General features: G+C 59.9%; 1 protein-coding gene. It reads left to right on the forward strand.

All coding sequences use genetic code 11. From position 1 onward, the window contains the following. Nucleotides 1–14: 14 nt before the first annotated feature. The coding region (locus A3754_RS05635) for a Na+/H+ antiporter NhaC family protein (protein WP_304439812.1) at nucleotides 15–484 on the forward strand (470 nt) is incomplete at its 3' end.

Here is a 484-nt window from a genome sequence, read left to right on the forward strand (position 1 = left end):
GTGGCATGGCTTCCATGATGAACACGGTCTGGCTGATCATGTGCGCCATGACGTTTGGCGCAGTCATGGAAAAAGCCGGGCTACTGGCGCGTTTGATCGAGGGGCTGCTGGGGATGGTCAAGGGCGCTGCCGGGTTGATCACCGCGACCCTGGCGACCTGCTTTGGCAGCAATATCCTTACCGCCGATCAGTACATCTCCATCATCATGCCCGGGCGCATGTTCCGCGAAGCCTATGAGAAAAAAGGGCTGGCCCCGGTAAACCTGTCCCGTGCGCTGGAAGATGGCGGCACCATCACCAGCCCGCTGATCCCCTGGAATACCTGTGGAGCCTACATGCAGTCGGTGCTGCTGGTGCCGGTGACCGATTACCTTTTCTATGCGTTCTTCAACCTGATCAACCCGGTGCTGGCGCTAGCCTATGCCTGGCTGGGCATCAAGGTACTGCGGTTGACCCCGCCGCAAGCAGTGGCCACTACTCCTCG

The organism is Alcanivorax sp. HI0083 (assembly GCF_001635175.1).